Origin of the sequence: Candidatus Ornithobacterium hominis, from assembly GCF_951229915.1 — a bacterium.
Taxonomy (GTDB): Bacteria; Bacteroidota; Bacteroidia; order Flavobacteriales; family Weeksellaceae; genus Ornithobacterium; species Ornithobacterium hominis.
In genome coordinates this window covers 625,292-649,850 of record NZ_OX579588.1, presented here as the reverse complement: position 1 = coordinate 649,850, position 24,559 = coordinate 625,292, and the positions used below count along the sequence as shown (strand labels likewise).

Sequence of the window (24,559 nt, the reverse complement as noted above, 5' to 3'; positions counted from 1 at the left end):
GGAAGGAATCAATTAGGGTATAAAACAAAAACCTGCATAGTATGTTACTATGCAGGTTTGTAATAAAAAACTGGCGACGACCTACTCTTCCACGATATGCAGTACCATCGGCGCAGGCAGGCTTAACTTCTCTGTTCGGAATGGGAAGAGGTGAGCCCTGCCGCTATAGTCACCCTAAATCTTTGATTGACATGTTTGATAGATAGATTAAAACTTTTTTTTATAAAAAAGAATAAAAACAAACAACCGATCCTCTCGCGGTTAGTTAAATCTACGGGTAATTAGTACTACTCGACTATGACATTACTGCCTTTACATCTGTAGCCTATCTACGTGGTCATCTCCCACGGCCCTTTAAAGAAGTCTCATCTTGTGGCAAGTTTCGCACTTATATGCTTTCAGTGCTTATCTTAACCGAACATAGCTACTCTGCGGTGCACTTGGCAATACAACAGATACACTAGCGGTTCGTTCAACTCGGTCCTCTCGTACTAGAGTCAAGCCCACTCAAACTTCTAACGATCGCAACAGATAGAGACCGAACTGTCTCACGACGTTCTGAACCCAGCTCGCGTGCCACTTTAATGGGCGAACAGCCCAACCCTTGGGACCTTCTCCAGCCCCAGGATGTGACGAGCCGACATCGAGGTGCCGAACCTCCCCGTCGATGTGAGCTCTTGGGGGAGACTAGCCTGTTATCCCCGGAGTACCTTTTATCCTATGAGCGATGGCCCTTCCATTCAGCGCCACCGGATCACTATGTCCTGCTTTCGCACCTGTTCGACTTGTAGGTCTCACAGTCAAGCACCCTTATGCCATTACACTCTACGCACGGTTACCAAGCGTGCTGAGGGTACCTTTGAAAGCCTCCGTTACTCTTTCGGAGGCGACCACCCCAGTCAAACTACCCACCACGCAATGTCCTCCTCTCGGAGTTAGGCTCCAAGTAAACCAAGGGTGGTATTTCAACAACGACTCCTCAACACCTAGCGATGCCAATTCACAGTCTCCCACCTATCCTACACATGGTTTACCCAAAGTCAATACGAAGCTATAGTAAAGGTTCACGGGGTCTTTTCGTCCCGTTGCGATTAACCGGCATCTTCACCGATACTACAATTTCACCGAGCTCATGGCTGAGACAGTGTCCAGATCGTTACACCATTCGTGCAGGTCGGAACTTACCCGACAAGGAATTTCGCTACCTTAGGACCGTTATAGTTACGGCCGCCGTTTACTGGGGCTTCAGTCAAAAGCTTCGCTTACGCTAACCTCCTCCCTTAACCTTCCAGCACCGGGCAGGTGTCAGACCCTATACATCATCTTTCGATTTAGCAGAGTCCTGTGTTTTTGATAAACAGTCGCCTGGACCTCTTCGCTGCGGCCCCAATCTCTTGGGGCGACCTTTCTCCCGAAGTTACAGGTCTATTTTGCCTAGTTCCTTAGCCATGATTCACTCGAGCGCCTTAGGATACTCTCCTCGACTACCTGTGTCGGTTTACGGTACGGGCTGCTTCACTCGCTATTTCTTGGAGGTCACTTCATAAGATTATCACGCCAGCCGTAGCCTTTGTGTACTATCCCCACGTTAAATGGGTTCAACGTACTATTCCGTCAGTACGCACTTATTACTTAACCCCGTCACTTCCTCTGTGAGCAGGTACAGGAATATTAACCTGTTTGCCATCCACTACCCCTTTCGGGTTCATGTTAGGTCCCGACTAACCCTCAGCTGATTAGCATAGCTGAGGAATCCTTAGTCTTGCGGCGTGCGGATTTCTCATCCGCATTATCGTTACTTATGCCTACATTTTCTTTTCTATACAATCCACCAAGCCTTACAGCTCAACTTCTACTCGTATAGAATGCTCCCCTACCACTGTATCTACAGTCTATAGCTTCGGTAGTATGTTTATGCCCGATCATTATCCATGCCAGATCGCTCGACTAGTGAGCTGTTACGCACTCTTTAAATGAATGGCTGCTTCCAAGCCAACATCCTAGCTGTCTGTGCAATCCAACCGCGTTTTATCAACTTAACATACATTTAGGGACCTTAGCTGTTAGTCCGGGTTCTTTCCCTCTCGGACATGGACCTTAGCACCCATGCCCTCACTGCTTAATATCATTTACTAGCATTCGGAGTTTGTCAGGAATTGGTAGGAGGTGAATCCCCCGCATCCTATCAGTAGCTCTACCTCTAATAAACTTATTTAAACGCTGCACCTAAATGCATTTCGGGGAGTACGAGCTATTTCCCAGTTTGATTGGCCTTTCACCCCTACCCACAGGTCATCCGAAGACTTTTCAACGTCAACCGGTTCGGTCCTCCACTGTGTGTTACCACAGCTTCAACCTGCCCATGGGTAGATCACAAGGTTTCGCGTCTACTCCTACTGACTATATCGCCTTTTTCAGACTCGCTCTCGCTTCGAATACAGTGCTGAACACCTTATCCTCGCCAGTAACAGTAACTCGTAGGCTCATTATGCAAAAGGCACGCCGTCACATCTTACGATGCTCCGACCGCTTGTAGGCGTACGGTTTCAGGTTCTCTTTCACCCTTTTATTCAAAGTGCTTTTCACCTTTCCTTCACAGTACTTGTTCACTATCGGTCTCACAGGAGTATTTAGCCTTGGAGGATGGTCCCCCCTTCTTCAAACAGGATTTCTCGTGTCCCGCCCTACTTAATACGTAATCTACTCATTTCTTATACAGGACTCTCACCTTCTTCGGTATACTTTTCCAAGTATTTCTAATATTTGTAAATTCTCGGCTAATCCCATTTCGCTCGCCACTACTCTGGGAATCTCTTTTGATTTCTTTTCCTCCGGGTACTTAGATGTTTCAGTTCCCCGGGTTCGCCCCATCTCTGGTACTATGCCTTCAACATAGTGGGTTGCCCCATTCGGATATCTGCGGATCTATTCTTATGTGCAAATCCCCGCAGCTTTTCGCAGCTTATCACGTCCTTCTTCGCCTCTGTGAGCCTAGGCATCCGCCATACGCCCTTAACGATTTCTTCTAACCGCGCTCTTTAATCTCGGTTATTTGTTTTTACCTTCTATTTTATTTCTTTTAGATTCTTCCCTCTCTATAAATCTCTCAATCTATAATTCAAAAAAAATCCTACTCGTTATCATTTCTCGTTTTCTACTTCAAGTTTCTTTTCCCTCTATATTATTAATCCCTTAATCCTATAGAGAAAAACTTGCTATCTATCATGTCAATGAACTTCTTCTCAATTGTACATCGTAACCTAAACAATGTATAATCAATGATCGTGGAGAATATCGGAGTCGAACCGATGACCTCCTGCGTGCAAGGCAGGCGCTCTAGCCAGCTGAGCTAATCCCCCATTATCTTAATTAAAAATTATAAAATGAAAAATTATCGCTCACCTCCTAGTATTCTTCTACTATATTAAAAACCACCAATTAATGATTAATCCATAATTCTTAATTCATAATTCTTAATAATTCAACCCCCTCTTCCTTAGTGTAGTCTCGGGCAGACTCGAACTGCCGACCTCTACATTATCAGTGTAGCGCTCTAACCAGCTGAGCTACGAGACTCTATCCATCCCTCCTTCTACGACTAGGGGCTTATTTATCTTTATATCAAAAATACAAATCATCTGATAATTTAGCAAATGAAAAAGCCAGTGCCTATTCTCTTAATTTGTTTCTTTTCGTCGTTTATTATTCTTAACTCTATAAAAGAGATGTTCCAGCCGCACCTTCCGGTACGGCTACCTTGTTACGACTTAGCCCCAGTTACTGGTTTTACCCTAGGTAGCTCCTTTGACGGTCACCAACTTCAGGTACCCCCAGCTTCCATGGCTTGACGGGCGGTGTGTACAAGGCCCGGGAACGTATTCACCGCAACATGGCTGATTTGCGATTACTAGCGATTCCAGCTTCATAGAGTCGAGTTGCAGACTCCAATCCGAACTGAGATCGGCTTTCAAGATTCGCACCTATTCACATAGTAGCTGCCCTCTGTACCGACCATTGTAGCACGTGTGTAGCCCAAGACGTAAGGGCCGTGATGACTTGACGTCGTCCCCACCTTCCTCTCAACTTGCGTTGGCAGTCTCTCTAGAGTCCCCGTCTTTAAACGCTGGCAACTAAAGATAAGGGTTGCGCTCGTTGCAGGACTTAACCTAACACCTCACGGCACGAGCTGACGACAGCCATGCAGCACCTTGCATCCTGTCCGAAGAAATACCCCTTTCAGGGTACGTCAAAATGCATTTAAGCCTTGGTAAGGTTCCTCGCGTATCATCGAATTAAACCACATGCTCCACCGCTTGTGCGGGCCCCCGTCAATTCCTTTGAGTTTCATTCTTGCGAACGTACTCCCCAGGTGGCTAACTTATCACTTTCGCTTGGTCTCCGAAGTTCTTCACCCCGAAAACGAGTTAGCATCGTTTACTGCGTGGACTACCAGGGTATCTAATCCTGTTCGCTCCCCACGCCTTCGTCCATCAGCGTCAGTTAAGTCTTTGTTACCTGCCTTCGCATTCGGTGTTCCGTGTAATATCTATGCATTTCACCGCTACACTACACATTCCAGCAACATCAAACTCACTCAAGACTAACAGTATCAATGGCAATTTCACAGTTGAGCTGTGAGATTTCACCACTGACTTATTAGCCCGCCTACGGACCCTTTAAACCCAATGAATCCGGATAACGCTCGCATCCTCCGTATTACCGCGGCTGCTGGCACGGAGTTAGCCGATGCTTATTCGTATAGTACCTTCAACATCCTATCTCGTAAGATGATTTATCCCTATACAAAAGCAGTTTACAACCCATAGGGCCGTCTTCCTGCACGCGGGATGGCTGGATCAGGCTTCCACCCATTGTCCAATATTCCTCACTGCTGCCTCCCGTAGGAGTCTGGTCCGTGTCTCAGTACCAGTGTGGGGGTTCACCCTCTCAGGCCCCCTACAGATCATCGCCTTGGTAGTCCTCTACACTACCAACTAACTAATCTGACGCATGCCTATCCTTATCCGATAAATCTTTTAAATATTTATGATGCCATAATTATTATTATGGAGTATTAATCCGAGTTTCCTCGGGCTATCCTCCCGATAAGGGCAAGTTACATACGCGTTACGCACCCGTTCGCCGGTCTCTCTAATCCGAAAATTAAATACCCCTCGGCTTGCATGTGTTAAGCCTCCCGCTAGCGTTCATCCTGAGCCAGGATCAAACTCTCCGTTGTTATTCCTTAATTATCTAATGTCTTAAATAATAACTATAACTGAAAAGCTATCCCCAAACTCATCAAATTGACACTTGGCTTCTTTTTGCTTATTTTGTCTTCTAATTTGTATCTTATTTCTATCTTTATGAACTCCTCTACCCTAAAAGGGCTGCAAATATATAAATTCTTTTTCTTTTAATCCAAAAAAAATTTATCCTTTTTTTTATCAAACTTCCAAATAACTCTCTCACTCTCAAAAGGACGGCAAATATAAATACTATTTTTATTCCCTTCCAAATTTTTTACCATGTTTTTTTATAACTTTTTTTTAAATAAATTATAATTGATTGATTTACAAGTGAATGGACTTGAATTATTTTTGCGTTTTTTTGACTATCCGTATCTAATATATTGAATGAAATTATAACTAATCTCTATTAATGATAAATTAGTGTTCGCATGGTGGACGTTTTGACTATATTATGAACGCTTTTCTCTTCTTATTTTTTTTAAGCCTTAGAAAATTTAGCTTGATGTTTTTTTTTAAGGCTTATTTTTTTCTCTGATGATGATATTGATATTGAATCATTCCATCGGCTAGACCGATTTTAGGAACATGGATTTTCTTTGCTTTGGCGTAACGCATTACATTGGTGTAAATTTCTAATGCGGGAATAATAACGTCTGCTCTATCGGGTTTCATGTTGTATAATGTCAATCGGTCGTCGAAGTCTAAAGCACTCAATATTTTTTTTTGTTTGTTTAAGTATGCATAAGATAAGGGGTCTCCTTTTTTCTTTCCTGATTGTTTGAATATATGGTTGATGTTTCCTCCTGACCCTATTAACTCTATATTATTTATGTTATTACATTGTTTCTTGACCCAAGGGCGAATTTCATTTTTTAAGAAATCTGCTCCTACTTTTCCGTTTAGCCAACGAACGGTTCCTACTGGAAATGATTTTGTGACAACAACTTTACCATATGCTAAAAGGGTAAGTTCTGTGCTTCCACCGCCGACGTCAATGTAAAGATAGTTGTTTTCATCATGAACGTATTCTTTTAATTCTGTTGCAAAAATAATTTGTCCTTCTTTTTTCCCGTCTATGATTTGTAATTCTATGTCTGATTGTTTTTTTATTTTTTTTACAATTTCCTGATTTCCTGCAAGTTCTCGCATGGCAGAAGTTGCAAAAGCGCTGTAATCTTCTACTTGATATACATCCATCAACAATTTAAATGCCTTCATCGCTTTTAGTAGTCTTTTTTCGTTTGCTTTGCTAATGTTTCCGTTTAAAAAGGCGTCTTGCCCAAGTCTTATGGGGACTCGAACTAGGGATGTTTTATTAAATGTTGTTTTGTTTCCGTCATCATATATGGTGTTGATTAAAAGTCTAACGGCATTTGAACCAATATCTATGGCGGCTAATTTGGATGTTTTCATTGGTATAAGTTTTTGTAATAGTTGTAAATACTTACTTGAGATCGATTTGGCGGGAGTTCATTTTCTTGATAAATTTCATCTAAGGTGTTGTTATGAATTCGTCCTTTTACATTATCGGTAAAAGATAATTCAAATGTATTCATAACTTCTTTTTTCAGTTGTGGATCTAAAATCGGGCATCCGACTTCTACTCGATGGTCTATATTTCTTGGCATCCAATCGGCTGAGGAGATGTAAACTTCATCTTCTCCTCCATTCTTAAACCAATAAAGTCTCGGGTGTTCTAAAAATTTATCGACAACACTTATTGCCTTTATATTTTCACTCAAGCCTTTAATTCCTGGAATTAAACAACAGATTCCTCTTACTACCAAGCGAACTTCTACCCCTACTTTATTTGCTTTGTAGAGCTTATCTATCATTTTTTTATCAGACAAGCTATTTACTTTTATATTAATCTGAGCTGGAAATCCCTTTTTCTTATTTTCTATTTCTCTGTTGATTTTTTCTTCAATTTTATATCGCATCTCATGTGGCGAAAGAATCAAATGCTTGTATTTTTTTACTTTATAATTTGATTCAAAGAAATCAAAAACTTCACTTACTTCTTCACTGATTTCTTTGTGAGAGGTCAAAAGTGTATAATCGGTGTAAATACGGGCTGTCTTCTCATGAAAGTTCCCAGTACTGATGAAGGCAATTTTTTTCTTTTCTTCTTTTTCCCGATAAGTTACTAGGCCAATTTTTGAGTGAACCTTTAAATCTGCAACACCAAAAATAACTTGTACGCCTTCGTCTTGTAAGATTTTTGACCAATTAACATTATTTGCTTCATCAAAACGTGCTCTTAGTTCCAAAACGGCTGTTACTTTTTTTCCATTTTTGGCTGCATTGACTAGTGCACTCATAATTTGCGATTCACTCGCTACACGATAGGCTGTAATTTTAATGGATTCTACCTTGGGGTCTATCGCTGCTTGCCTCAAAAATTTAAGTAAAATCGAAAAATCAGCATATGGAGCATAAATCAAGTGGTCTCTTTTCTCTATTTCTCTGATGTAACTTTTCACATTTCTCAATGCAGGCGGAACCAAAGGCTTTATTTTTTCGTACTCTAAATGCTTTTTACCTAAATTAGGAAAACCAATAAAGTCTCTCTTATTGTGATATTTACCGCCTGGCGATAAACTATCGTAGCGGTCGATGTGAAGGATTTTCTTCAAGTAATTGAGGGTGTCTTCTGCTATATCTTTATCATAAACCAACCTTACTGGCTCACCTCTTCTTCGCCCCTCCACGCTTCTTGAAATCCTATCCATAAAGCTTCTTTGTACATCTTGGTCTAAATCTAATTCGGCGTCTTTTGAAGCCTTAAAAGAGTGTGCTTCAATCGTGTCAAATTCAAAGATTTCAAAAATTTCTTTCAATTTATAGCGAATCACATCCTCTAGCATAATGATATAATCTTTCCCGTCTTTTTTAGGCAAAACAACAAATCTGGAAAATAAATGGGTCGGAATTTCAATAATAGCATACGTATTTTCTTTAGAAGATGTTGGTAAAGCCTTAACCTCTGCTGAAAACCATTTTTTCACTTTATTTATAAAATTTTCAGACTTTGGTTTCTCATCTCTTTTATTCCCCAATTTTACCACCAAATAGTTAGCTTCATCTCTCAACTCTGGAATTTTTTCAATATTAGGCTCCCATAAATAAATGGCAATCGTATGACTTAGCTTATTTTGATAAAAATTATCCAAAAATTCAGCAAAATTTTCCTCAACTTCTGTATCGTCCAAAAAATAGATGTTTTCCTGCTCCATTTCTTTCAAAATCTGCTCATATGTATCGTCATATGATTTCTGCTGCATTTCTACTACATCTTGAATGTCACTCAAAAGACTCTTTAGCGATTGCTCTTCTATGATATTAGAATAAGCAGCGTGATCCAGCTGCAAGGCTCTCAAAACCGTGGCATAACGCACCTTGTAAAACTCATCTAAATTATTGGAATAAATCCCAAGAAACCTCAGCCGCTCCAATAATGGAACGGATTTATCTCGAGCTTCTTGTAAAACACGTGCATTAAATTTCAGCCACGTTATTTCTCTATTGATGTATTTTGGTTTTGCACTCATTTATAATTGTATCTTCTGTAATTATTTCTTCCTTCTTAGCATTCTCTTTTGCTTCCCTCCTTTCATCATTTTAGATGGATGCTTGCTGGAGCACAAGGTTTGATGACGATGTTTTTAAGTTTTCACCTATTTATACCCCCCCCGTAGTGCCTTATAAAAAAATACTCAAAATATTAAAGTCTAACATATGAAGTTGATTACCAATAAAATACAACAATAATCAACTTTGAGGCAAGTTACAAAATAGTTTTGAATGAATTTATAAAAAATATCAAGTTCAGAATACTTTTATCTCAAATCAATAGATTCTGAACATCAGCTATTTATAGAATTGAAAGAAAGGCCACAGTTTTATCAGTTCAAACAACTTCAGAAAATAAGTATAACGAAGTTATTCGCCGTAACTAATCGAAATCTTATCTCCCCCCGACTTTGTGACCAGTTTATGATTATAGGATGTAAGCTAAAACTTTTGGGGGATTTAAAACTTTCATTTTCAAGCAAAATCAAGCATAAAATTTTCATCATACAATATGAAATTCTGACAGAAAAATTGTATATTTAGAGAGTAAAACTTAAATTAAAATGAAAATCGTTCACGTTTCTGCCGAATGCTTTCCCGTCGCCAAAGTTGGTGGTTTAGGAGATGTTGTGGGAGCTTTGCCCAAATACCTCAATCAAGTAAAAGACATCGAAGCTATGGTGGTGATGCCTTATATTTACAATCAATTTACTAAAAGTCATGATTTAACGATTGATCACAAAGCCGTTTTGCCCTTTGGTAAATCTTTACTGGATGTGACTATTCTCAAAAATGATGATTTAGATTTTCCTTTGTATTTAGTTCAGATAGAAGGTTTCTCTCATCGCCATCAGCCGTATGGTTATGATGATGATTACCATTTTTATATCGCATTTCAGACCGCAGTTTTAAACTGGATTCATCAATGGAAGGCGTTGCCTAGCGTGATTCATTGCCATGATTTCCATACAGGGTTTATTCCTTTTATGATGAAGTATAGCCACCAGTTTCCTAAATTTAGAGAAATAGCTAGTGTTTTCACAATTCATAATGGGGAGTACCAAGGCATCATGGGTAAAAATATGGCAGATTACCTACCTTGGTTTGATGTTTGGCAATTCCCGCTATTGGTATGGGATAATGATTTAAATGCTATGGCATCTGCCATCAAATGTGCTTGGCGTGTGACGACGGTTTCCCCGCAGTATATGAAAGAGCTAATGTCTCAAGGTCGCTCCACAGATGATTTATTTCGGCAAGAAGCATCAAAATGTTTAGGAATTCTGAACGGAATAGATGATCAAGTTTGGAACCCAGCCACAGATGAAAATTTAGTCAAAAATTATACGGTAAAAAACATTAAATCAGGCAAAGCTGCAAATAAAGAACATCTGTGCCAAAAGTATGGGTTTAATCCTGATTACCCTTTGATAAGTTTCATCGGAAGATTTACAGACCAAAAAGGAGTTGATGTACTAGCTGATGCGATATGGCAAGCAATTTCCATTTTTGATTTACCTATAAACTTTTTAGTTGTAGGTAGTGGTGACCTAGAAATGGAATCTGGGCTAGAAGAGATGAATAATTACTTAGATGAACGTTACAACACCTACATTGGTTACAACGAAGCCTTCGCTCGGCTGGTGTATGCTGGTTCAGATTTTATGGTAATGCCTTCTCGTTTTGAACCTTGTGGGCTCAATCAGTTTTATACCCTGCGCTATGGCGGCGTACCAATGGTAAGGACTGTGGGTGGTTTGCTGGATTCCATTATTGACTTTGGAGATGAAGGCGGTACAGGCATCAGATTCATTCATTTGTCTTCGGAAGATTTATTACATGCCTTCCAGCGTGCGATGCATTTGCATGAGGATGAAAAAAATTTTTTAAGCCTTAAAAAAAATAATATGAAAAAAGATTTTTCATGGCAAAAATCTGCAGAAAAATACATAAATTTATACCAAGATCTTATCAACTAAATAAAAATCTCATGGACCATAAAAGAATATTAGCTTTAATTTTAGGCGGCGGTAGAGGTACAAGATTGCATCCACTTACTTGTGAGCGCTCAAAGCCAGCCGTTCCCTTAGCAGGAAAATACCGTTTAGTCGATATTCCGATTTCTAACTGCTTAAACTCTGGTATAAACAAAATATTTGTACTCACGCAGTTTAACTCTGCTTCGCTCAACCGTCATGTGAAAAATGCTTTTTCTTTTGATTTATTTAGCAAAGGTTTTGTAGATATTTTGGCCGCTGAGCAAACAACTCAAAACGCTAACTGGTTTCAAGGTACGGCCGATGCTGTAAGGCAATCATTAAGCCACTACAAATCGATTGACTTTGACTATATGTTGATTTTGAGTGGAGATCAACTTTACCAAATGGATTATCGAGATTTGTTGAAAAATCACTTGGATAATGATGCGGAGTTGACCATTGCTACTATTCCTGTAAAAGCAGAAGAGGCTACCAGCTTTGGCATTATGAAAACAAATCAAGAGAATCGTATTACCTCATTTATAGAAAAACCTTCTGCTGAAGAGTTAAAAGATTGGTCGTCTGAGACAAGTGATGAAATGAAAGCTCAAGGGCGAAATTATCTCGCATCTATGGGTATTTATTTGTTTAACAAAGAAATTCTGTACAAACTTCTCAGTGAAAATGACGGGACAGATTTTGGTAAAAATATCATTCCGCAATCCATCGAAAACCAAAAAGTCAACAGCTATCAATTTGAAGGATATTGGACAGATATTGGGACGATCAAGTCATTTCACGAGGCGAATTTAGATTTAGCCAATAATTTACCACAATTCAATTTATACGAAAATGAATCCCAAATTTATACCCACGCCAGGATGTTGCCCCCAGCAAAAGTCGTGGGCACAACGCTAGAGCGCGTAGTTTTGTCTGAAGGCGCAATAGTGTACGCCAGCCGTTTAGAAAACACCGTCGTAGGAATCCGTACAAGAATCGGTATTGGGTCTACCATTGTCAATTCTTACCTGATGGGTAGCGACTACTATGAAACTTTGAAGGAAATTGAAGAAAATCGCTTCAAAGGAATCCCTCCTGTGGGGGTGGGCGAACGCTGCTACCTCAATAATGTGATTGTAGACAAAAATGTGAGAATCGGGAATGATGTAAATTTATACGGATTCCAAGATAAAGGCGAAATTGAAACCGATGAATACAAAATTGTAGATGGCATCATGGTCATCAAAAAAAATGCGATTTTAAGAGATGGATTCACACTATAATTTCATCATCTAAATCTTTCAAAAACTGATTCCAAATATCAGAAAGTTCACCATAAGGCAATAAGCCTGTTTGCCTTAGATGGACTTTCTTTTTGTGAATAAATAATAAATTAGGCACCGAACGAACTCCAAACATGGAAGCAATTTGTGGATTAGCATCCAAATTTACTTTGCAAATCTTCCCTCGAGAATCACCGCGCTCTTTGGTTAACCGAGAAATCAAAGATTTCATCACCTGACAAGGCTGGCACCAGTCTGCATAGAAGTTTAACAATATAGGCTCTTCTGACTCAAAAATTTCTTGATTGAAATTGAGCGACGAAATTTCTAAAGGCTTAATTTTTTTTTTCTTACTAAAAAACATAAAATATTTTAAAACTTAAAGGCGTAAAATTTTGGCAAAAAACGAAAGATAATTCATCTTTGCTTTGTGGAATTATTACTGCTACAAGCAAATATAGGGAAAGTACCCTTTTCTACCATCATAGAAATTTTGGGCACCATATCTTTTGCCATGTCGGGGAGTTTTGCTGCCATGCAAAATAAGCTAGATCCCTTTGGCGTCCTCATCATTGCCTTCGCTACAGCTGTAGGTGGGGGCACAATCAGAGATTTGCTGATAGATGCACCTATTTTTTGGATCTATGATATGAGGATGTTTTCAGTCATCGTCGTGAGTTCTATTTTGGCCATGATATTTAAATCGATAGAAAATAATTTTAAGGTAACATTTTTTATATTCGACTCACTTGGGCTTGGCTTATTTACCATCGTCGGGGTAGAGAAAGGCATTGCAGAAGGATTACACCCAGCCATTTGCGTCACTCTGGGCACAATAACGGGCTGCTTTGGTGGTATCATGCGAGATGTTTTAGTCAATCGAGTCCCATTAGTTCTACGAGAAGAAATTTATGCCACAGCCTGCATTCTTGGAGGAGCATTCTTTGCTGGGTTATCCCCGATCTTGGGCACAGAAAACGTTTTTTTACAAATATTTACAGTGGCTACGGTCTTTTTTACACGTCACTTTTCTGTGAAATATCACCTAAATATACCCAAATTCTACCTGAGCTCCGAAGAGAAAATGAAAAAAAGTGTTTCTAAAGTTTTGAAGCAACGACAAAAAAAGAATGAATAAACAGTAAATTTTATAAACCTTAAAAAATTCAATAGTTTGGTAAATTCGTGTTCTAATTAATAACCTAAAAAAACCAATCTCGTTTTATAACACATCACGGGTTTGATATTGTTTTTGAATAGTTTATGGCAAATGGTTAATTATCATTAATTAAAAAGTCGTTTCAAAATATTTTGAAACGACTTTTTTTTTGAATATTCATTCTTAATTTTCTAACTCTACTTTTATTTAATTTTGCAAATAAGCGATTTATTTTTGTAACTTATTGATTATCAACCTTAAATTATATATTTTGAATTGCTTTTTTACTATTTTTAAATTTAAATGGGTTTTATCATTTACTTTTCATAGGCATCAGCATGAACTTTAGAAACGGCACGTCCACTTGGGTCATTCATATTTTCAAAAGCTTTATCCCATTTGAGTGCTGTCGGCGTACTGCAGGCCACTGATGGAACTGATGGAACCGTAAGCGCAGCGCTCTCTGATGGGAAGTGTTCTTCAAAAATACTTCTGTAGAAATATTCTTCTTTTGAGGTTGGCGTCTGCGTGGGGAAACGATGTTTTGCTTGAGCCAAATCGGTATCGCTCACTTTCTCATTGACCATTTCTTTCAAAGAATCAATCCAAGAATAGCCCACACCGTCAGAGAATTGTTCTTTTTGTCGCCAAATAATTTCTTTGGGCAAATCCGCTTCAAAAGCTTTTCTTAAAACCCATTTTTCCATACGTTCACCGTCTATCATCTTATCTTGTGGGTTGATATTCATAGCAATATCTATAAATTCTTTATCCAAGAAAGGTACTCTCCCCTCTATCCCCCAAGCCATTAATGATTTATTGGCACGTAGGCAATCGTATTTGTAGAGGTTATCTAATTTCCGAACGGTTTCTTCATGAAATTCTTTGGCATTTGGTGCTTTGTGAAAGTATAAATAGCCTCCAAAAATCTCATCTGAACCTTCACCAGAAAGCACCATTTTAATTCCCATTGATTTGATGACACGTGCCATCAGGTACATTGGTGTGCTGGCTCTGACTGTGGTGATATCGTAAGTTTCTAAATAATAAATCACATCTCGTATTGCATCCAAACCTTCTTGAATGGTAAATTCTATCGAATGATGTACGGTGCCAATGTAGTCAGCTACCTTCTGTGCAGCAGCTAAATCAGGAGAACCCTTTAGCCCGATAGAAAATGAATGTAAACGTGGCCACCAAGCTTGTTCAGCATCATCGCTTTCTATTCTTTTCCCCGCATATTTTTGGGCAATAGCAGAAATGATGGAAGAATCTAACCCGCCTGATAGAAGGACACCATAGGGCACATCAGACATTAGCTGACGATGCACGGCATCTTCCAAGCCTTTTTTAATTTTAGCAATATCTGTTTCGTTATCTTTCACGTGCTCATAATCTCGCCAAGCTTTTTTATACCATTGCTTGATTTCACCCTCTCTACTGTCTAGATAATGCCCTGGAGGAAAAACTTCAATGTGATTACAATACCCCTCCAGCGCTTTCAGTTCAGAAGCGACAAAAAAAGTGCCTTTCTTATCCCAGCCGATATACAACGGAATAATGCCCATATGATCTCTCGCAATGAGATATGAATTATTTTCTTTATCATAAAGCGCAAAACCAAAAATTCCGTTTAGTTCTTCTAGAAATGTAGCTCCCTTCTGTTGATAAAGAGGTAGAATTACTTCACAATCAGATTCTGTTTTAAAAGAATAATCAGGAAATTGTTTTCTCAAAGCTCTGTGATTGTAAATTTCCCCATTTACTGCAAGTACCAAATTTCCATTTGGGCTAACCAAAGGCTGTTTGCCTGATGCTGGGTCTACAATAGCCAAGCGCTCGTGTGCAATAATGGTATTCTCATCGTTATAAATTCCACTCCAGTCCGGCCCCCGATGGCGTACACATTTAGACATTTCTAGTAATTGTTCTCTTAAACTTTGGCTCGAACTTTTCAAATCAAAAGCAGCAACTATTCCACACATAAGTATATATAATTTTTAAAATTAAACAAGCTAAAAAAACTCTTGCCTTAAATGGACAAGAGGTGAAAAAAGTTCTTCAAACGCAAAGAATCTTGTCCCTTCTAAATAGAAGAAAAATTAAGATTGCTACGATTTGAGTTTGAAAAAACTATCATTACTCTATTCTATAATTAATGTCAAATTTAGGAAAAAAACATAAAAAAACCTCTAATTTCAAAAAAAATATTAGCCCATAGGGGTTAAATTTAGATGTTTTTGTGCTAGATTATACATTTCTTCTGCATTGTCAGAAATTCCACTAATGTAGCGGTTGGATAAAATGATAATGGTAAAATCATCTTTGATATATCTAGAAAAAATACCCTGATAGCCATGCCACCAGCCAGTATGGTAAACATATTTTTCGCCATTGGGGTAGCATTTAATACGCCAACCCAAACCATAATTTTTCTTGACAGACCAACTACTGCGGGGGGTGAAGGCTTCTTCTAAACTTTCTTCTTTCAGAAACTCATGATTATGCAAAGCACGATCCCATTTGAATAAATCATTGACTGTAGTGAAAATACCTTTATCAGCATAAACTCCGTCTTGATGCGTGTTGGGGAAATCACTAAAATTAGATTTGTAACTACGCGCATATAAACCCTGAAATTCTTCTGCAGGATCATATACAAAAGAGTTTTCCATCCCGATAGGATTGAAAATATAACGCGTTAGAAAATTCTTGTAAGATGTCCCAGAAATTCGCTCAATCAATAAACCTAAGACAGCATAATTGGTATTACAATAATCAAACTTGGCTCCAGGGGTAAAGAGTAGACGAAATTTTTTCTTAGAAAGTAAACTTAAAAGTTCTGAATTATACATCGGGTCATTGGAATTCCAGTAACTAAAAGAATATTTTATATAATCTTGTAAACCAGAGCGATGCGACAATAAATTTTCTATCGTGATGTTCGCATACGGGAATTCCCATAAATACTTCTGCACAGGATCTTGAATATCTAGAAAACCACGCTCAGCAAGCCAAAGAATAGAAGTCCCAGTAAAAGTCTTGGTGATAGAAGCAATTTGTGTCGGGGTGTCAAGCGTATTTTTCAGCCCAATACTACGGTTGGAAACTCCATAAGAATCAGCAAAAATTAATTTCCCTTTATGTGCCACCAGCACAGATCCATTGAAAGAGGGTTTCTGTGCCCCGATGTTTATTTCAGATAATTCTTGACGCAATTTTGCATAAACACCTTGCACCGTGTCATGATAAGCAAGTGCTTTTTTAGAATAATTTTTAACTGGAATTTCTGCCCAAACAATTGAACCGAATATAAAATAAATAAAAGTGATTTTTAAAGAAAAGCTACTTAGCATCATTATAAATATTCTTTGAGTCTATTTTAATTTTGGAATCTGACTGATGTGTTTTTTGACTTTTGTTTTATGATTTATTCCAATAAATTTCCAAATTAAAGAATCCACCTAAAATTTTTTTTTAATACAAAATTTAAGCAAACGCTTAAATCAAACCCTAAAATAAAAAATATTTTGAGGAAATAAAAAATAAGATTAATCTCTTGGGTAGTTTTCTAAAAATTCCCCGACAATAAAGTTACTCCCTCCAATGTAAATAAAATCCTCCGCATTTGCTATTTTTTCCGCTGCAGAAAAAGCCTTTTCTAAATTATTGAAATAATAAGCCTCGATGCCTGAGGGAACTATTTTTTTTAACTCCATTAAATTTAAAGCCCTTGGAATGTTGGGTTCACAGAAAAAATACGTGGCATCCTGAGGCAAATATGTTAAAATTTCTTTCACATTTTTATCAGCAACAAAACCTAAAACAAAAAATTTTTTTAAGCCTTTAAAAATTTCCAATTGCTTTTGAATTTGCTTAAAGCCATCTGCATTATGTGCCGTGTCTAAAACCATGTAAGGCTTCTTCTGTACTACTTGCCACCGCCCTTGTAGACCCGTGTTTTTCATAACATTTTCTAAGCCTTTAGAAATATTTTCTGGAGTAGTAGAAAAACCTTTTTGATTCAAAATCTCTAAAGCAGCTAAAACAGTTTTTGCATTTTCTTTTTGGTAAATTCCTTTTAAATCTAAATCAATTTTGGAAGGCAAATCAAGCGGGAAGTACGTTTCAGCTTTTTTTTCTCTTGCGACGGATTGGAAAATTTCAATAAGCTGTTCTCTTTTCTCGCCAATGACAATGGGCGTATAAGGTTTGATTATCCCAGCTTTTTCTTGTGCAATTTGTTCTAAACTTTCGCCTAAAATATTTACGTGGTCTAGCCCAACATTCGTAATCACAGAAACTTCTGGATTGATGATATTGGTGGCATCCAATCGCCCACCGAGTCCTGTTTCGATGATGGCAATGTCTACTTTTTCTTGAGCGAAATAATCAAAACCCATCGCGACTACCACTTCAAAAAAAGAAGCTTGCAAATTTTTTATAAGGCTTAAATTTTTTTTGACAAAAGTAGCGACAAAGCTTTCGCTCATTTCAACTCCATTGATTTTATTACGCTCGGTAAAGGAAACCAAGTGTGGCGAAGTGTGCAAGCCGACTTTGTAGCCTGCCGTTTGCAAAACTGATGAAAGCATATGCGCTGTGCTACCTTTGCCATTGGTGCCAGCAATATGAACGCTCTTCCACTGATTTTGAGGATTTTTTAAGGCTTCACAGAGTTCTATAATATTTTTTAAACTGGGTTTGTAAGCTACTACGCCAGCATGTTGATACACTGGCAAATCGTTATAAAGAAAATCGATAGCTTTTGCGTAAGTCATTTACTTCAAGTTTACACGGTAAGAGCCACGGCGATTATCTTTCCCTGGGTATGCTGTAACGTATTGAAGAACCAAACTTTTAGCCGTTTGAGCAAGGCAATCGCTTGAGGAAAGTCGTGGAGTTGCTCTTTTTATCAAACCTTGGCTATTGACTACAATGTCTACAATTACAGTGCCGCTCGCTTGGCAATCATGATCTTGATTGGCTGGCACACGAGTTTTCCAGTTTTCACCGATGCGGTCACCTTGGTCAGAATTTCCTTTCGGGTCACCCACATTCCCATTTTGCGAAGCGTTTCCTTCTCCGCTACTTTTTTGGCTTCCTTTTCCACCTAAGATATTTTCTAAGGCTGACTTTCCTCGAGCATCGCCTTGTGGTGCTTTTTCAGTTTGTGTTTCAGCCTTTTGAGTTGATTGAGTTGAAGACTTTTTAGTAGTTGCTTCAGTTTTCGGTGGAATCTTTGGAGCAGATGTATTTGCCTGAGATTCAAGATTAAATTCTTGTGTCTCAGTCTTTGCTTTAGAGGAGCTGGTAGGGGGCTCAATATTTGCAGCTTCTGATGGCAAGGGCTCTACAGCTGTATTCCCATGAGATTGATTCCCGAAATTTGATTCGCTCAAATCAAGTTCAATCAGCATAGGAGCTACCTCTTTTTTTACTTCAAAAGAAAAAGAAAGAAAAAGCAATGAAATTACCAAAACGGCAGCAGTTGCTGTCACCCCGATGCTCATGCTTTTTATTTGGAAATTTTCCTTTTTCATTCTTGGTTTGGTTTTGTGGCTAGTGCCATTTTATATTGATTTTTATTTGCAATATCCATAACGTAAACGACTTCTTTAGTTGCTGTATTTTCTTCTGCTTGTACGATGAAAGATTTTTCAGTCTTATCGGCTAAAGCTTGCGCTAGAGTTTTAGCTAAGTTTTCTTTTAGAATAGGTTCTTTGCCCAAGAAATAATGGCTATCATTATCAATGCTTATCACAATAGGATTGCTTCCTACGGCATTGCCATCGGCTTGGGGTAGAGTCAAATCCAAGACATTGGTGGAAACCATGGTGGAGGTTAGCATGAAAAAAATCAATAACAGAAATACAATATCTGTCATCGAAGACATGCTGAAGTCTGGGCTAATTTTATTTCTACTGCTTAAATCCATTATCTTAATTTATGGGTTCATTCAATACATCCAAGAAATCCGTCACGGTTGATTCCATCTGATGAACAGATTTATTCACTTTCATTACTAAGAAATTATAAAAAAGATAAGCACTAATGCCTACAATCAAACCTGCTGCGGTGGTAAACATTGCGATATAAATACCTGAGCTTAAAAGTTTAGGATCTACTTGGCCAGCTGTGTTGGCAATTTCAGCAAAAGACATAATCATCCCTACCACTGTACCCAAAAATCCAATCATGGGAGCCGCTCCAGAGATGGTAGCTAGATAGTTGATATTTTTTTCTAATTTATAAACTTCTAGTTTTCCTCTGTTTTCAATAGAATCACTGATTTCCTTGAGTGGCCGACCGATGCGTAAAATCCCTTTTTCAATCATTCGAGCTTCGGGGGTGTGGGTGCGCCTACAAAGTTCTACCGCAGCATTGATTTTCCCGTCGTGCACCAAATCTCGAATGTTGTGTATAAAGTTGGGGTCGCTGTGAGACGATTTTTTGATGGATAAATAACGCTCTACAAATAGATAAATAGCGAAAAGAAATAGGATGAAAAGAATCACAAGAATGGTGCTACCAAACCAGCCTCCCTGCCCTATCATCTCGTAAATCGAAACTTCTTGTGCGGTAGAGGTAAGCATTTCCTGTAAAAGCTGTGTACTGTCTATATTCTGCATAAAATCAAATAAAATCAAAAGCAAATGTAAGAAAAGAAATTCTAAGACACTATTGCTTGAAAGAACAAATCTATTTTACAACTTTTTTAAGCCTATAAAATTCAGCCAAACTTCCACTATTGGGTGTGCCATCAGGGTTGAGATAAATCAATTCATTTTCATTCAACCTGAATTTATTAGACAATGAATCAAAATCAACCAAAGAAAGCGTTGTACTATCTTTGTGCCATTTAATTTTACCATGGTAACGATGAGTTTTATTTTCTTTAGGGTCGTCGTTCAGTGTTTTTATTTCCAAATTGTACTTACCAAAGGCACTGAGTGATAGCTTCATTTTCATTCCGATACTGCTGGCTGAGGGAATGTTGCCTACATAATCTCCCGCCCAAGACAATACATTTTTTGTTTTAGAACCGCCAATGATTTCACCGTTTGCCAATGTATCCAGTTTTACGGCTGTAGTCTCTGCTTCTCTCTTGGGATTGCAAGAAGCTATGATAGCCAAGGCTGAAAATAACAAAAATTTTCTAAGGCTTTTCATTTTTTTGTAAAATGTATTGTGCATTATTAGCTAATTTCATTTCTGGAATCGCTTTACTTTTCAATAGCCACAAGCGGTCTTCACCTACCATAAATTCCATTGCTTCTTCATTATCAAATAAAATATTATTAGCGTCTAACCAACTGAAACTTCCCTTCTCTTTCACTTCTGGCTCAGATGAATTGAGGTAGCTCATCTGCAGTGTATATTTTTTTTTAGGCTTTAAAAAAATAATGATTTCTATACCATCACAGTCTGAACAAGGAAGAATACCAGAGTAGCGACCTTGCCAGATTTTTGAATCTTGAAAATGAATCTTATCATTATCTTCATCCTCTATATTTGCATTTACATCCTTCTTGGTACTCATAGAAGTATTGGTTTTAGACACGATCAACTCTTCACTTTTTGACTCACAAGCAAAAAAAATGATCAGAATTAAAAAATTTAAAGTATATTTCATCATCAAAAACAATTCATTCCATCTCATTTGAAAAAAATGATACAAAATATAAGCCAAGTAGGTATTTTTTTAAAAGAAATAGGTTCTAAATAATGTTAAAGTTTCATCTCTTTATATCAGGCTTGTTGAGTTTTCTTTCAATTTCATCTTTTGCTCAGATAGATGAAGTTAAGATTCATTTCGCCATAGATTCTACTCAAAATGAAGGGACTACCCTTAAGGTAAAACAGAATTTCACTCTAGAACCTCAAGCAAAAGCTTTTCATTTCTATGCTTGGGCCAATGCTTATCGGCCAAACTCAGTTTTGAGCGAAATAAAATTAATGTCGCGAGATGATAAACTTAACTTTTCTAAAGTTAAAGATCGTGGAGGAATCAAAAACTTACGCTTTTTTGATGATAAAAATCAGGAAATTCCTTTTCAGTACGTGAATTCTGAATTGATAAAAGTTTCAGCAAATGCTGATACGAGGACGAATATTACAGCTATTTATGACCTTAAAGTTCCTCGAGACATTTTCACTGGCTATGGCTGGAATTCCAACGGAAATATTTATCTCAAATATTTATTTCTGCAGCCAGCTGTTTATGAAAATGGGCAGGTGCTAGAGCAGTTTTTTAAAGATTTCGAGTCGCTTACCGCCAATCAAACAAATTATACGTTGAGTTTCATTAAACCTAAGGGGACGCAGGTTTTCACCAATCTAACGAAAATCGACGATGAAACTTATTTGGGGCATGAACAAGCCTTTTTTGAAGTTGCAATTCACCCAGAAGAGCAATTTAAAGTTATAAAAACAAAATCGTCAGAAATAATCATTGGTTTCCCCATAGATTCAGCCGATTTACCTCAGATGACACAACATTTAGAAAGACAAATTTCATTTCTAAATCAATTTTTTGAGCCGCTAAAAGAGCCAGTCTTCACAACTCGCCGCTTGGCTGAAAAAATTGGCTATAACTATGTAGATGATGTGAAGATACCGCTGCTCGGGAAGTATAAAATCTTTGATGATGACACGCGAATGGCTCTTCAGATTTTACCCGTGCTATTCTCAGCTTACACAGAGCGTAGCATTCATGTGAACAACCGAACAAATCATTGGATTAAAAATGGATTGAGCACCTATCTGCAAATACGTTTTCTAGAAAAATATTATCCACATCTGCCCATTGCAGGGAATTTACTGAGAGACATTCATTTATTTCAATTTTATCCCTTAGATTTTTTTAAGGCTTCAAAAATTGAGTTCAAAGATCGCTTTTATTTTTTCTACAAAAATAGTTTGCAAGAGAATTACGACCAGCCACTTACTACTCCCTACGACTTATTAGGCAATGAGAACCAGAGAGTTGTAAGCTACTACAAAAGTGGTTTAGCCTTTAAATACTTAGAAGAATACATCGGGAAAGAAAAAATGGATGAACTCTTGAAAGCTTTTTTGAATATTCGGTTCAATAAATTATTAGAGCCTCAGGAAATTCAAAGCTTTTTTGAAGCCTATACACACCGTGATTTATCTTGGTTTTTTGAGGATTTAATTCATACAAATAAAAAAATTGATTTTGCCATTTCAAGTGTAAAACGTGAGGGTGGAAAGCTAAAATTACATGTGGACAATAATTCTGAATATTCAGGCCCGTTTAGGCTAAATGGGTATAATCAAAATGATGAAAAAATTTATACGGAATGGTTTCGTTCTCCACAAAAGTATTTGAGCCTATCTATTGCTGACTCGGGAATTACAAAATTTAGCTTAAATGATGATTTGCCATTACCAGAATATAATTATGCTCAAAATTTCTATGATACAAAGCATCTACTGAATCGAAAGATAAAATGGGGTATCTTGACGGATATAAAAACTCCACAGTATCAGCAGATTTTCGTTACACCGAGCGTGAATTTCAATAATTATGATAAATTTAAGCTAGGCTTTAATTTTAGTAACGAAACGCTTATGTCTCAAGCTTTTGAATTTGATGTTCATCCTGAGTATAGCTTTGGCACAACAAAACTTACGGGGGGAACTCAAGCTACTTATAATATGTTCCCTAATGGTGGCACGGTGCGCAAATGGAGTTTCTGGGGCGGACTTCAGTACAATCATTTTGATAAAAATTTAGCTTATTTCAAATACAATTTAGGAAGTCTTTTGCTTTTTCGATCACCATTTCGTAGCCTGAACCGCCATCACCTAATTTTGAATTTCAATGACATCAGAAGAAATTTGCCACAAAATCCAACCCCAATACAAAGAGAATTAAAACACTACCGTTTATTAAATGTAGGTTACGATTATTGGAACTTTCATATCATTCATGAGCGAAGGGCAAATTTTTTTGTGCAAGGGTCTAATAAATTTCAAAAACTTTTTGGCGAGTTCTACTACCGTTATCGATTTAGTAAAAATAGACGTTTGGGCGTTCGGCTTTTTGCAGGTATTTTCCTCAATCATAATTTGAAAGAAACCACATTTTATGATTTTGGTCTAGACCATGTATCTGATTACTTATATCGTTTCAATTTATTGGGAAGGTCTGATACCGATGGAATCTTTCATCAGCAATTTGTATTGGCGGAAGGTGGATTTAAATCAAACTTTAATGTAACGGCCAATCAATATTTATCTACACTAAATTTTGAATACCCCATTTGGCGATGGTTTGAAGCCTATGCAGATGCTGGAGTATACAAAAATAGGCAAGAGCCTTCTTCCTTTGTCTACAACACAGGGCTTAGCATTAAAATCATCCCTGATTTTTTCGAATTATACTTCCCTGTGCAAAGTAGCTTGGGTTTTGAGCCAATATTGCCAGGGAATTACTTCAAGCGTATTCGGTTTAAGCTGAATTTAGATTGGGCTAAAGTCAAGGAATACCGCCGAAGGGGTAGATATGAATAAAGATTTAATAAAAACTATCATATCATACTCTTTCAGTTATTCCTAGCTTTTTTATAAGGCTTTAAAAATTTTTATTCTTCTGAAACCAATCGGAAGCCCTCTCCATGAATGTTGGTTATTTCTACGCTAGGGTCATCTTTCAAGTACTTTCTTAGTTTAGCTATATAAACATCCATGCTTCTAGAAGTGAAGTAATTATCCTCATTCCAAATTCGATTCAGGGCGATTTCTCGAGGCATCAAATCGTTTTCAAAAACACAAAGCATCCGTAGCAATTCGTTCTCTTTAGGTGAGAGTTTATACTCGTGCCCATTCACATTTAAGCTGCGCAGCTTAGCATTGAATTCAAAATCTCCAATCTTGAATTCGTCTTGATTAAATTTCTCTTCATTGATGCCATTTCGCTGAATGATTGCTCTGATTTTATACAACAAAACTTCTGAGTCAAAGGGTTTAGTAATGTAGTCATCAGCACCTAATCTGTAGCCTTTTAAGACATCTTCGCGCATATTTTTTGCCGTCAAGAATATGATAGGAATATCAGAATCAATATTCTTCATTTCTCTAGCCATGGTAAATCCATCCATGCGAGGCATCATAACATCAGAAATAACTACATTGAATTTTTCATTTTTAAATAAATACAAACCTTCCTCACCATCGATTGCGTGGGTCACATCAAAATCATTGATTTGCAAGTAATCTTTTAGCACTGTGCCAAAACTTGGGTCGTCTTCAACTAGTAATAATTTTATATTTTCTACTGCCATT

At 37.7% G+C, this 24,559-nt stretch carries 16 protein-coding genes, 2 tRNA genes and 3 rRNA genes; 4 read left to right on the top strand and 17 right to left on the bottom strand.

Going from position 1 to position 24,559, the window contains the following annotated elements:
• Positions 1-68: 68 nt before the first annotated feature.
• From rrf to ppk1, 7 genes are all read right to left on the bottom strand, one after another.
• Positions 69-177 (bottom strand): 5S ribosomal RNA (rrf, locus tag QOX03_RS02915).
• A gap of 84 nt (positions 178-261) precedes the next feature.
• Positions 262-3,024, bottom strand: a 23S ribosomal RNA gene (locus QOX03_RS02910).
• Between the two features lie 261 nt (positions 3,025-3,285).
• Positions 3,286-3,359 (bottom strand) — tRNA-Ala (locus tag QOX03_RS02905).
• A gap of 143 nt (positions 3,360-3,502) precedes the next feature.
• Positions 3,503-3,576 (bottom strand) — tRNA-Ile (locus QOX03_RS02900).
• A 142-nt stretch (positions 3,577-3,718) separates the two neighbouring features.
• Positions 3,719-5,239 (bottom strand): 16S ribosomal RNA (locus QOX03_RS02895).
• The 16S, 23S and 5S rRNA genes sit together here with 2 tRNA genes alongside, the layout of an rRNA operon.
• A 532-nt stretch (positions 5,240-5,771) precedes the next feature.
• The gene (locus QOX03_RS02890; protein ID WP_283671437.1) at positions 5,772-6,665 is read right to left on the bottom strand and encodes a Ppx/GppA phosphatase family protein; all 894 of its coding nucleotides are present in this window, start codon (positions 6,663-6,665) and stop codon (positions 5,772-5,774) included.
• Positions 6,662-8,803, bottom strand: a complete 2,142-nt coding sequence (gene ppk1 / locus QOX03_RS02885; protein WP_283671436.1) for a polyphosphate kinase 1 — start codon at positions 8,801-8,803, stop codon at positions 6,662-6,664. The genes QOX03_RS02890 and ppk1 overlap by 4 nt, the downstream gene beginning before the upstream one ends.
• Positions 8,804-9,388: 585 nt before the next feature.
• On the opposite strand from ppk1, the gene QOX03_RS02880 reads away from it, so the two are divergent.
• Entirely contained in the window at positions 9,389-10,804 is a 1,416-nt protein-coding gene (locus tag QOX03_RS02880) for a glycogen synthase (RefSeq protein ID WP_283671435.1), read from the top strand.
• An 11-nt stretch (positions 10,805-10,815) separates the two neighbouring features.
• Positions 10,816-12,087, top strand: coding sequence for a glucose-1-phosphate adenylyltransferase (locus QOX03_RS02875; protein ID WP_283671434.1), 1,272 nt, complete (start codon positions 10,816-10,818; stop codon positions 12,085-12,087).
• On the opposite strand, the gene QOX03_RS02870 is transcribed toward QOX03_RS02875, so the two are convergent.
• Positions 12,077-12,451 carry a thioredoxin family protein gene (locus tag QOX03_RS02870; protein WP_283671433.1) on the bottom strand — a complete coding sequence of 125 codons (375 nt, stop codon included), beginning with the start codon at positions 12,449-12,451 and terminating at the stop codon, positions 12,077-12,079. The two genes, QOX03_RS02875 and QOX03_RS02870, sit on opposite strands and share 11 nt — an antisense overlap.
• Positions 12,452-12,517: 66 nt before the next feature.
• Here QOX03_RS02870 and QOX03_RS02865 point away from each other — a divergent pair, with 66 nt between their 5' ends.
• On the top strand, positions 12,518-13,225 hold the full coding sequence (locus tag QOX03_RS02865; protein WP_283671432.1) for a trimeric intracellular cation channel family protein: 708 nt from the start codon (positions 12,518-12,520) through the stop codon (positions 13,223-13,225).
• Positions 13,226-13,563: 338 nt separating this feature from the next.
• Here the strand turns inward: QOX03_RS02865 and asnB are convergent, their stop codons facing one another.
• The 8 genes from asnB to QOX03_RS02825 all read right to left on the bottom strand — a co-directional run bounded on the left by asnB (position 13,564) and on the right by QOX03_RS02825 (position 20,789).
• The gene (gene asnB / locus QOX03_RS02860; RefSeq protein ID WP_283671431.1) at positions 13,564-15,231 is read right to left on the bottom strand and encodes an asparagine synthase B; all 1,668 of its coding nucleotides are present in this window, start codon (positions 15,229-15,231) and stop codon (positions 13,564-13,566) included.
• A 225-nt stretch (positions 15,232-15,456) separates the two neighbouring features.
• Entirely contained in the window at positions 15,457-16,605 is a 1,149-nt protein-coding gene (locus tag QOX03_RS02855) for a serine hydrolase domain-containing protein (RefSeq protein ID WP_283671430.1), read from the bottom strand.
• Positions 16,606-16,797: 192 nt separating this feature from the next.
• A complete protein-coding gene (locus QOX03_RS02850) occupies positions 16,798-18,027 on the bottom strand; it encodes a bifunctional folylpolyglutamate synthase/dihydrofolate synthase (protein ID WP_283671429.1) in 1,230 nt (409 codons plus the stop codon).
• Complete coding sequence (locus QOX03_RS02845) at positions 18,028-18,789, bottom strand: hypothetical protein (RefSeq protein ID WP_119059850.1); 762 nt, start codon at positions 18,787-18,789, stop codon at positions 18,028-18,030.
• Positions 18,786-19,184, bottom strand: coding sequence for an ExbD/TolR family protein (locus tag QOX03_RS02840; protein ID WP_119059849.1), 399 nt, complete (start codon positions 19,182-19,184; stop codon positions 18,786-18,788). Before QOX03_RS02840 ends, QOX03_RS02845 begins: the two co-directional genes overlap by 4 nt.
• A gap of 4 nt (positions 19,185-19,188) precedes the next feature.
• A complete protein-coding gene (locus tag QOX03_RS02835; RefSeq protein ID WP_283671428.1) occupies positions 19,189-19,878 on the bottom strand; it encodes a MotA/TolQ/ExbB proton channel family protein in 690 nt (229 codons plus the stop codon).
• A gap of 70 nt (positions 19,879-19,948) precedes the next feature.
• Complete coding sequence (locus QOX03_RS02830) at positions 19,949-20,419, bottom strand: copper resistance protein NlpE N-terminal domain-containing protein (protein WP_283671427.1); 471 nt, start codon at positions 20,417-20,419, stop codon at positions 19,949-19,951.
• Positions 20,406-20,789 (bottom strand): copper resistance protein NlpE, encoded by a 384-nt coding sequence (locus tag QOX03_RS02825; protein ID WP_283671426.1) that lies wholly within the window; start codon positions 20,787-20,789, stop codon positions 20,406-20,408. The genes QOX03_RS02830 and QOX03_RS02825 overlap by 14 nt, the downstream gene beginning before the upstream one ends.
• Positions 20,790-20,974: 185 nt before the next feature.
• Between QOX03_RS02825 and QOX03_RS02820 the strand changes: the two genes are divergently transcribed.
• Positions 20,975-23,788 carry a gluzincin family metallopeptidase gene (locus QOX03_RS02820; protein ID WP_283671425.1) on the top strand — a complete coding sequence of 938 codons (2,814 nt, stop codon included), beginning with the start codon at positions 20,975-20,977 and terminating at the stop codon, positions 23,786-23,788.
• A gap of 71 nt (positions 23,789-23,859) precedes the next feature.
• Here the strand turns inward: QOX03_RS02820 and QOX03_RS02815 are convergent, their stop codons facing one another.
• Entirely contained in the window at positions 23,860-24,558 is a 699-nt protein-coding gene (locus QOX03_RS02815) for a response regulator transcription factor (RefSeq protein ID WP_283671424.1), read from the bottom strand.
• Position 24,559 lies beyond the last annotated feature (1 nt).

Excerpts from the sequence above, each read along its gene's own strand:
- QOX03_RS02890 (WP_283671437.1), bottom strand. The coding sequence starts at position 6,665 with ATGAAAACATCCAAATTAGCCGCCATAGATATTGGTTCAAATGCCGTT.
- ppk1 (WP_283671436.1), bottom strand. The coding sequence starts at position 8,803 with ATGAGTGCAAAACCAAAATACATCAATAGAGAAATAACGTGGCTGAAA.
- QOX03_RS02880 (WP_283671435.1), top strand. The coding sequence starts at position 9,389 with ATGAAAATCGTTCACGTTTCTGCCGAATGCTTTCCCGTCGCCAAAGTT.
- QOX03_RS02875 (WP_283671434.1), top strand. The coding sequence starts at position 10,816 with ATGGACCATAAAAGAATATTAGCTTTAATTTTAGGCGGCGGTAGAGGT.
- QOX03_RS02870 (WP_283671433.1), bottom strand. The coding sequence starts at position 12,451 with ATGTTTTTTAGTAAGAAAAAAAAAATTAAGCCTTTAGAAATTTCGTCG.
- asnB (WP_283671431.1), bottom strand. The coding sequence starts at position 15,231 with ATGTGTGGAATAGTTGCTGCTTTTGATTTGAAAAGTTCGAGCCAAAGT.
- QOX03_RS02855 (WP_283671430.1), bottom strand. The coding sequence starts at position 16,605 with ATGATGCTAAGTAGCTTTTCTTTAAAAATCACTTTTATTTATTTTATA.
- QOX03_RS02850 (WP_283671429.1), bottom strand. The coding sequence starts at position 18,027 with ATGACTTACGCAAAAGCTATCGATTTTCTTTATAACGATTTGCCAGTG.
- QOX03_RS02845 (WP_119059850.1), bottom strand. The coding sequence starts at position 18,789 with ATGAAAAAGGAAAATTTCCAAATAAAAAGCATGAGCATCGGGGTGACA.
- QOX03_RS02840 (WP_119059849.1), bottom strand. The coding sequence starts at position 19,184 with ATGGATTTAAGCAGTAGAAATAAAATTAGCCCAGACTTCAGCATGTCT.
- QOX03_RS02835 (WP_283671428.1), bottom strand. The coding sequence starts at position 19,878 with ATGCAGAATATAGACAGTACACAGCTTTTACAGGAAATGCTTACCTCT.
- QOX03_RS02830 (WP_283671427.1), bottom strand. The coding sequence starts at position 20,419 with ATGAAAAGCCTTAGAAAATTTTTGTTATTTTCAGCCTTGGCTATCATA.
- QOX03_RS02825 (WP_283671426.1), bottom strand. The coding sequence starts at position 20,789 with ATGAGTACCAAGAAGGATGTAAATGCAAATATAGAGGATGAAGATAAT.
- QOX03_RS02820 (WP_283671425.1), top strand. The coding sequence starts at position 20,975 with ATGTTAAAGTTTCATCTCTTTATATCAGGCTTGTTGAGTTTTCTTTCA.
- QOX03_RS02815 (WP_283671424.1), bottom strand. The coding sequence starts at position 24,558 with ATGGCAGTAGAAAATATAAAATTATTACTAGTTGAAGACGACCCAAGT.